The 7,094-nt window shown below is 48.2% G+C and carries 10 protein-coding genes; 8 read left to right on the top strand and 2 right to left on the bottom strand.

Features of this window, described 5'->3' with window-relative positions:
* Nucleotides 1-426: 426 nt before the first annotated feature.
* From VIM87_RS18205 to VIM87_RS18225, 5 genes are all read left to right on the top strand, one after another.
* Nucleotides 427-1,185, top strand: coding sequence for a hypothetical protein (locus VIM87_RS18205; protein ID WP_331998378.1), 759 nt, complete (start codon nucleotides 427-429; stop codon nucleotides 1,183-1,185).
* Between the two features lie 195 nt (nucleotides 1,186-1,380).
* Complete coding sequence (locus VIM87_RS18210) at nucleotides 1,381-2,259, top strand: DUF3822 family protein (protein ID WP_331998379.1); 879 nt, start codon at nucleotides 1,381-1,383, stop codon at nucleotides 2,257-2,259.
* Nucleotides 2,250-2,810, top strand: coding sequence for an RsmD family RNA methyltransferase (locus VIM87_RS18215; RefSeq protein ID WP_331998380.1), 561 nt, complete (start codon nucleotides 2,250-2,252; stop codon nucleotides 2,808-2,810). The genes VIM87_RS18210 and VIM87_RS18215 overlap by 10 nt, the downstream gene beginning before the upstream one ends.
* A 39-nt stretch (nucleotides 2,811-2,849) precedes the next feature.
* Nucleotides 2,850-3,338: a pantetheine-phosphate adenylyltransferase gene (coaD, locus tag VIM87_RS18220; RefSeq protein ID WP_331998381.1), complete on the top strand. Its 489-nt coding sequence runs from the start codon at nucleotides 2,850-2,852 to the stop codon at nucleotides 3,336-3,338.
* Between the two features lie 23 nt (nucleotides 3,339-3,361).
* Nucleotides 3,362-3,802, top strand: coding sequence for a hotdog fold thioesterase (locus VIM87_RS18225; RefSeq protein ID WP_331998382.1), 441 nt, complete (start codon nucleotides 3,362-3,364; stop codon nucleotides 3,800-3,802).
* A 71-nt stretch (nucleotides 3,803-3,873) separates the two neighbouring features.
* Here VIM87_RS18225 and VIM87_RS18230 read toward each other — a convergent pair whose 3' ends face one another.
* On the bottom strand, nucleotides 3,874-4,506 hold the full coding sequence (locus VIM87_RS18230; protein ID WP_331998383.1) for an NUDIX hydrolase: 633 nt from the start codon (nucleotides 4,504-4,506) through the stop codon (nucleotides 3,874-3,876).
* A 314-nt stretch (nucleotides 4,507-4,820) separates the two neighbouring features.
* On the opposite strand from VIM87_RS18230, the gene pyrE reads away from it, so the two are divergent.
* From pyrE to VIM87_RS18245, 3 genes are all read left to right on the top strand, one after another.
* Nucleotides 4,821-5,456, top strand: a complete 636-nt coding sequence (gene pyrE / locus VIM87_RS18235) for an orotate phosphoribosyltransferase (RefSeq protein ID WP_331998384.1) — start codon at nucleotides 4,821-4,823, stop codon at nucleotides 5,454-5,456.
* Between the two features lie 134 nt (nucleotides 5,457-5,590).
* Nucleotides 5,591-5,968, top strand: a complete 378-nt coding sequence (locus VIM87_RS18240) for a heavy-metal-associated domain-containing protein (protein ID WP_331998385.1) — start codon at nucleotides 5,591-5,593, stop codon at nucleotides 5,966-5,968.
* Between the two features lie 64 nt (nucleotides 5,969-6,032).
* A complete protein-coding gene (locus tag VIM87_RS18245; RefSeq protein WP_331998386.1) occupies nucleotides 6,033-6,590 on the top strand; it encodes a hypothetical protein in 558 nt (185 codons plus the stop codon).
* 31 nt (nucleotides 6,591-6,621) lie between these two features.
* Here VIM87_RS18245 and VIM87_RS18250 read toward each other — a convergent pair.
* Nucleotides 6,622-7,094, bottom strand: a 473-nt coding sequence (locus VIM87_RS18250; RefSeq protein WP_331998387.1) for an LEA type 2 family protein, incomplete at its 5' end; no start/stop codon positions are given.

Here is a 7,094-nt window from a genome sequence, read left to right on the forward strand (position 1 = left end):
GTGGTAACCCTCCGCAAAATGAGCCCGCCCATGGGTGCAGAGGTACGGAACTCCCTGGTATCGCTGGAAAAAGAATACTAATAGAGCATAAAGCGCAAAGCATAAAGGATAAAGCATAAAGGGTAAAGCATAAAGCGCAAAGCAGAAAGCAAAAAGCCCTAAAAGGGCCTTCAAAAAAGCGTTAACAGCAAAAAGCAATCGGCTTTATGCTTTCAGCCTTAAGCTTTTAGCCTAGAAAAGCAGCTTTCTGCTTTTAGCTTTCGGCTTTCAGCCCAAAAAGCAATCAGCTTTATGCTTTCTGCCTTAAGCTTTCAGCCTTGAAAAGCAGCTTTCGGCTTTCAGCTTTTAGCTTTCAGCTTTTAGCTTTCAGCTCATTATTAAATATTATTATTATTTTTATATAAATAAAATAAACTAACCCATCCTATGGCACAAAAGTTCATGACGGCCGCCTTTTGCCTGCTTTTTAGCACCGGCGCCCTATACGCCCAGAACGTGGATGAAACCTTGGAACAGGCCAAACAGTTGGAAAAGCAAATGAAAGAGGCAGAGGCCCTGGCTAAATACAAGGACGTACTAAAAGCGCAACCCGCTCAGCTGGAAGCCCTTATAGGCGCCAGTGAGCTAAGCTCCCGCGAAGGCAACCGCCAGAAAGAGAAGGAAGATAAGACCCGCTACTTTAACGAAGCAAAAGAATATGCCGCAGAGGCCCTGAAAGCCGCCCCTAACGATGCCAATGCCAACTATGCAATGGCCGTGGCTATGGGCCGGCTGGCACTTATTTCCGGCGCCAAGGAAAAAGTAGCTGCCTCCCGCGATGTAAAGAAGTATGCGGAGCTGGCCATTAAGTTCAACCCGAACTATGGGCAGGCATATCATGTATTGGGCAAATGGAACTATGAGGTGGCCAACCTCAGCTTCCTGGAAAAAAATGCCGCCAAAGCCTTGTTCGGCGGCCTGCCGGATGGTTCTATGGACCAGGCCATTGCCAATTATGAAAAATGCCGCAAGCTGGATCCCGGGTTTATTTTGAACTATTATGAACTGGCCCGCGCCTATAATAAGAATGATCAGCAAACCCTGGCCATGGATGTGCTGCGCAAAGCCGTTACCCTGCGCCCTGTAACCCAGGACGATCCCGGTATTAAGGCGGAGTGCAAGAAAATGCTGGAGGAACTGCAGTAGAGCTTAAAGCATAAAGCACAAAGCATAAAGCTTAAAGGAAGCTTCAAAGAAGCATTAACAGCAAAAAGTGAGGAGCTTTATGCTTTCCGCCTTATGCTTTCCGCTAAAAAAGCCCTGGCAGAAAAAGGTGATCAGCTTTCTGCTTTCACCTTTCAGCTTTTCGCCTTAAATTGCTGCTTCATTCACAAGTACAATATGTCCGTAACATATAATATGCAGCCGGCATTTGCAGTAGACGATGCCTCTTTGCTGGAAACGGACCTTACCACCTGTCACCTGCTGGTGCTGGTAGGCCAGGGCACTTTCAGCTACGTAGTATTTGATCCTGCAGGAGGAAAGTTCCTGGCGCTAAAGTCATATAATTTCCAACCGCAAAAGCTGGCCGTGGCCGACCTGGAAATGATCGAGCGGGTATTTGATGCCGACAAGCTGCTCTTTACCGCTTTCAAATCCGTGTTGCTGGCCTTTGACGCCTCTGTAAGCACCCTGGTGCCGGAAAACCAGTACAGCCCCCAGCTGAAAAAGGATTTCCTGCACATGGTATACCCCGAAAAGCTGCAGGAAGCTGTGCTGGCAGATGTGTTGCCGCCACCTATGTCCTTAGTGAATGTGTATGCCGTAGATAAAGACCTGCTGGGCTTTTTACGCAAGGAGTTCTCTACAGACCGTGTAGTACACGCACACTCCGCGCTGCTGCAGGCCTACCCTTATGATTTTGATTTCCGTGCCCATGATGGCGTAGCCTATATTATGGCCCAGCGCAACCGGTTCACCATTACCATCTATGCCGCCGGCAAGCTGCTGAATCAGCAGGAGCTGCCCTACCAATCCGGGCTGGATATAGTATACCACCTGGTAAATGCCGTACGGGTGTTGGGCCTGGATGAGCAAAAGGTAAAGGTAAAGCTGGGCGGCCCGCTGGCCAAGGATTCAGATATTTACCAGGAGCTGCATAAGTTTGTATCCCACCTGGAATGGGTGCAGCGCCTGCCGGAGTTCCAGTACATTGGCAAAATGCAGGAAATGCCCGGTTACTATTTTCATAACCTGTATGCCCTGGCCCTATGCGTATAATAGGAGGGGCATATGGAGGAAGAAGGTTTCAGCCGCCTGCCAACATGCCCCATACCCGGCCCACCACGGATATTGCCAAGGGCGGCTTGTTCAACATCATTGAAAACAACCTGGATATACCCTCCCTCAAAACACTGGATATCTTTGGCGGTACCGGCAGCATCAGCTACGAGCTGGCCTCCCGCGGCGCCACGGATCAAACCATTGTGGAAAAGGACCCGGACATGGCCGCCTACATTGAGAAAACAGCACAGGCGCTGGATATTCATACCCTGAAACTGTTCCGCATGGATGTATTCAGGTTCCTGCAGCAGTGTACCGATAAGTTCGACTTTATTTTTGCAGGCCCGCCTTACGCACTTACCACCATAGACCAGCTGCCACTGGTAATATTCGAACGGCAGCTCCTGAACCCGGAAGGCTGGCTGGTGCTGGAACATACACCACGTAACAACTACAAGCATTATAACTACTACCGTACGGAACGCAATTACGGTACTACCATATTTTCTATTTTCATTAACCGGGAAGAGCTGCGGCAGCACAGCTAAAAGCCCGGTATGCAACTATTTGACCATTAAATTGTTTCCATGCGTATATGTGTATTTCCAGGCACCTTTGATCCCATCACCTTAGGCCATAAAGATGTAATAGACCGTGCTATAGACCTGTTTGATGAATTGATCATTGCCATAGGCGTAAATTCCAGCAAAGTGCCCATGTACGCGCTGGAGCAGCGTTTACAATGGATCAGGGATATCTATAAGGATGAGCCTAAGATCAAGGCAGCCTCTTACAAAGGGCTTACGGTGGATTTTTGCAGACAGGTAAATGCACAATATATATTAAGGGGTATCCGCTACGTGAATGACTTTGAATATGAGAAGGCTATTGCAGATGTGAACCGGGCTATGGACAACAGTATAGAAACCATCTTCCTTACCTGCACGCCGCAGTTCACCAGCATTGCATCTACCCTGGTGCGGGATATTATCCGTAATAACGGCAATGTATCGCAGTTCTTACCGGAGGCAGTATTGCAAACACTGGCGCAGGAAAAAGAGCAGCCCCGCAATTAATAATGAATAATTAAAAATTAATAATGAAACCAATCTGGCACTCCCTCGACATCTCACTGGATCAGCTAAACGAATGGGGCGATAATACCATGGGCAGCTGCCTGGGTATGGAGTTCACGGAAATAGGCCCGGATTACCTGCGGATGATGATGCCGGTAGACCACCGTACCGTACAACCTTATGGACTGTTGCACGGTGGAGCTTCTGCAGCCCTGGCAGAAACGGTGGGTAGTATGGCATCGGGGCTGGTGATAGACTCTCAAAAGCAAATATGCGTAGGGTTGGAGATCAATGCCAACCATATAAAAGGCGTGCGGGAAGGTTATGTACATGCTATTGCAAGGCCCCTGCACTTAGGTTCTACTACTCATGTATGGGACATCCGCATCACGGACGATCAGCATAAGCTGGTATGTATCAGCCGCTTAACAGTGGCTATACTACCTAAACGGGATGATAAGTAAGCCTTTAGCTATTAGCTATTAGCTTTTAGCTAAAGGATGGCCCCCAACAGCTAATAGCTAAAAGCCAACAGCTAAAAGCTATTTGCATATCCCGCTTTCTCAAACACATCCACAATATTCTGATAGGAAAACTTCAGGTACTTGCCTAAATTCTCAGGCCTGATCCATTGTATATCCATAATATCTTCCTCTATCTGCGGTACTGTAAGCTCTGATCCGGTGAACAGCATTTTGTACCAGTACGTGTGTTTCAGCACCTTTTTCTCTTTCAGCGGGTAGTAGTGGTACGTTTCCGTGAGCTTGTGCTCCAGGGTAATGTGCTGCAGGCCGGTTTCCTCCTGAACTTCGCGTATAGCGCAATCCTCCAGGCTTTCTCCTTCATCCTGCTTGCCTTTGGGCAGGTCCCACTTACCGCGGCGGAACATCAGCAATATTTCGCCCGCCGGGTTGGTGATCAGGCCACCTGCCGCTACAAAAACACTAAAATGACTTTTGATGGCATCCAGCAGCTTTTGCGTATCTGACTGTACAAAAACAGCCGCCGGTATCTCACCCTTTTCCAATGCCAGCAGGGTTTGGGTGATGGTAATAGCATCTGGTTTAGGGCACACCGGCGCTTCTGTAAAGCCGGCCGGGATCTCTCTTTGATTGGCAGATAGGATGAGGGGTCTCTCGTTGAGATATATCGTTTTGGTCTGTTCCATACGGCAAAAATAGCTATATGTGAACAAAGTGGGTAACAGTAACCGACGAATGCGTAGCCCTTATGATAAATTCCGTATGATCCGCGATGGAGCAGCTACGTATAAAATACTGTTGGGAATGCGTAGATATACAGGTAGGAGTTGATAATCATTAACGGTATCGCTTGATCCGCTGCCGGAATTGTAAACCGTTGTAAATAAAGCATAGTTGCTTTGTCCATTTCTATACAGTTTGTATAGTGAATTGTACAAAAACTTAGATGTTTTGTATATTATTTTATACAAAAAACTACCGATCCCCTAATTTTGCGGCCATGAGTAACATCAGTGAAAAACAAGTAGCCGAAAAGCTGCTGCAGGTGCAGGCCGTAAAGCTGCGCCCCGCCGAGCCCTTTACCTGGGCTTCCGGCTGGAAATCGCCCATTTATTGCGATAACCGTAAGCTGTTATCCTTTCCTTACGTGCGCGACTATATTAAATCTGAGCTCTCCAACATGGTGTTCAGCGACTTCCCGGAAGCAGCCGTAATAGCCGGCGTAGCTACCGCGGGCATACCGCATGGCGCCCTGGTAGCCGATCAGCTAAAGCTGCCCTTCATTTATGTACGCTCCAAACCCAAGGAACACGGTATGGGCAACCAGATCGAAGGCGTGCTGCAGGAGGGCCAGCCCGTGGTAGTGGTAGAAGACCTGATCTCTACCGGCAAAAGCAGTCTGGAAGCCGTGCAGGCCATCCGCCAGGCAGGCGGGGAGGTAATAGGCATGGTATCTATCTTTAATTATGGATTTGATATCGCAGTGAAGGCATTTGAAACTGCCGGCGTACCCTTCCGCTCACTCAGTAATTATAATGCATTAATAGAGCTGGCGGTTGAAAAAGGGATGGTATCTGCCGCAGAACAATCCACCCTGCAATCCTGGCGTACCGCTCCGGATCAATGGGGGAAATAATGATGTGCAGATATGCAAATGTGCAGGTGTGCAAATGACCTCCACGATCCGGAAATAATGCTAATCCATCTGCACATTTGCATATCTGCACATTCGCACATTTGCCTTATCTTCGGGTATCAAAACAATTTTTTATGCGTATCATCAAGCTCGTAATGGTAATGCTGCTGGTTGCTGTAGGCACCGCTACCATGGCGCAATCTAAAAAAGGCACCCTCGTAACGGCAAAGATCAGCACACCGACCGTACAATGCGAACAATGTAAGGCAAGGATTGAAAAATACATGCTGCAGGAAGAAGGCATCGCCTCTACCAAAGTGGATGTTAAAAAGCACATTACTACGGTAAAGTTCTTCACGGACCGCACCAATATTGAAAATGTGAAAACAGCCATTGCCAATGCAGGCTATGATGCAGATAATGTAACCGCTAACCCGGAAACATACGCCAAGCTGCCCACCTGCTGCAAGAAACCTGAAGATGGTGGCGGGCATCCCGACAAAAAACACTAAAATTTCTTGTAACTGTAAATTGAATAGCTCCCGTTCCGGCCCTCCGGAACGGGACTTTTTTTAGATGGAAGCCGCCGGATTACATAATATACAATTCAATGCGCTCAAGCACCACCTGGGCGCCATCGGTAATTTCATAGCTACCTGCCCGGTAGCGGAACTTACCCAACACCTGAAGGTGCTGGGTAATTCCCAGATGGACCTGTACCTGGGCCAGCTGCAGGTAGCAGAAATCGGCCAGGAAACCCTGGATGCCCTGTGGGAGCGGAACATCAATACCCTGCCGGAATACGCCCACTGGCTGGATCTGGAGGAAGGTTATCAGTCCCTTACCTTATCCGACCAATCCACCTGGATCTTAAGAATGGGGCAGGAGGAAACCGGCAAATACATTCACCTGCACCCCGGCCGCTATTCCCCGCACTCCGTACGGGTAAAAGCCACGGTATTAAAAACTGCCATAGCCCTGGCCAGCTATTATAAGCATGGATTAATAAAAGAAATTGATCTGCAGGCCCTGAACCAGGTACGCGCTGCTGTGGTGGAGCTGCCGCCCATAAAAGACCTTTCCGAAAGCCGGCACATTTTAACCATTATGGAATTAGTAACCGGCAGCTGGTAGGCTGCTATCGTTTTTGAAGAAGGCTGTCTTTTTAGAAGAATTTCAGTGGTTGTTTGGTCTCGCACTTAATAGGGAAAGGGAAATATAACCCGCCTTTACCCACCTTACAATTACCCGTAGCCTTAATAGTTACCTCTTTATTGGCAAAAGCGCTCCACGCGTTTTTGAGCACGTTGGCCATGCTTACCTCCAGCTTTACAGGGAAGTAAAAAGTGTCTTTAGCCGGTATGCGGATAAGGGTATCCTGTACGGAATGGCCTACCTGGGTATCGTCAAAGAACAGGTCAAAATTGGCATCCTTCAGCTGCAGGTTAAAGTTATTAGGGTTATAATAGGCCAGGGTCATGCGTACAATGCTGGTGCTCATACCCAGTTCGTCAAAGCTAACGCCGGCTACCCGGATAAATTCCAGGTCCTTCATTTTTTCGCAGGAGCTGGCCATACCCCAGGTAAGCAGCACTAAAACAGAGAGACGTATATATTGGGTAAAACGGGTCATTTGTT

The organism is Chitinophaga sp. (assembly GCF_036569125.1).
Classification (GTDB): Bacteria; Bacteroidota; Bacteroidia; order Chitinophagales; family Chitinophagaceae; genus Chitinophaga.

Coding starts and splice junctions, on each gene's coding strand:
- VIM87_RS18205 (WP_331998378.1), top strand. CDS start 427: ATGGCACAAAAGTTCATGACGGCCGCCTTTTGCCTGCTTTTTAGCACC.
- VIM87_RS18215 (WP_331998380.1), top strand. CDS start 2,250: ATGCGTATAATAGGAGGGGCATATGGAGGAAGAAGGTTTCAGCCGCCT.
- VIM87_RS18210 (WP_331998379.1), top strand. CDS start 1,381: ATGTCCGTAACATATAATATGCAGCCGGCATTTGCAGTAGACGATGCC.
- VIM87_RS18225 (WP_331998382.1), top strand. CDS start 3,362: ATGAAACCAATCTGGCACTCCCTCGACATCTCACTGGATCAGCTAAAC.
- VIM87_RS18240 (WP_331998385.1), top strand. CDS start 5,591: ATGCGTATCATCAAGCTCGTAATGGTAATGCTGCTGGTTGCTGTAGGC.
- coaD (WP_331998381.1), top strand. CDS start 2,850: ATGCGTATATGTGTATTTCCAGGCACCTTTGATCCCATCACCTTAGGC.
- VIM87_RS18230 (WP_331998383.1), bottom strand. CDS start 4,506: ATGGAACAGACCAAAACGATATATCTCAACGAGAGACCCCTCATCCTA.
- pyrE (WP_331998384.1), top strand. CDS start 4,821: ATGAGTAACATCAGTGAAAAACAAGTAGCCGAAAAGCTGCTGCAGGTG.
- VIM87_RS18245 (WP_331998386.1), top strand. CDS start 6,033: ATGGAAGCCGCCGGATTACATAATATACAATTCAATGCGCTCAAGCAC.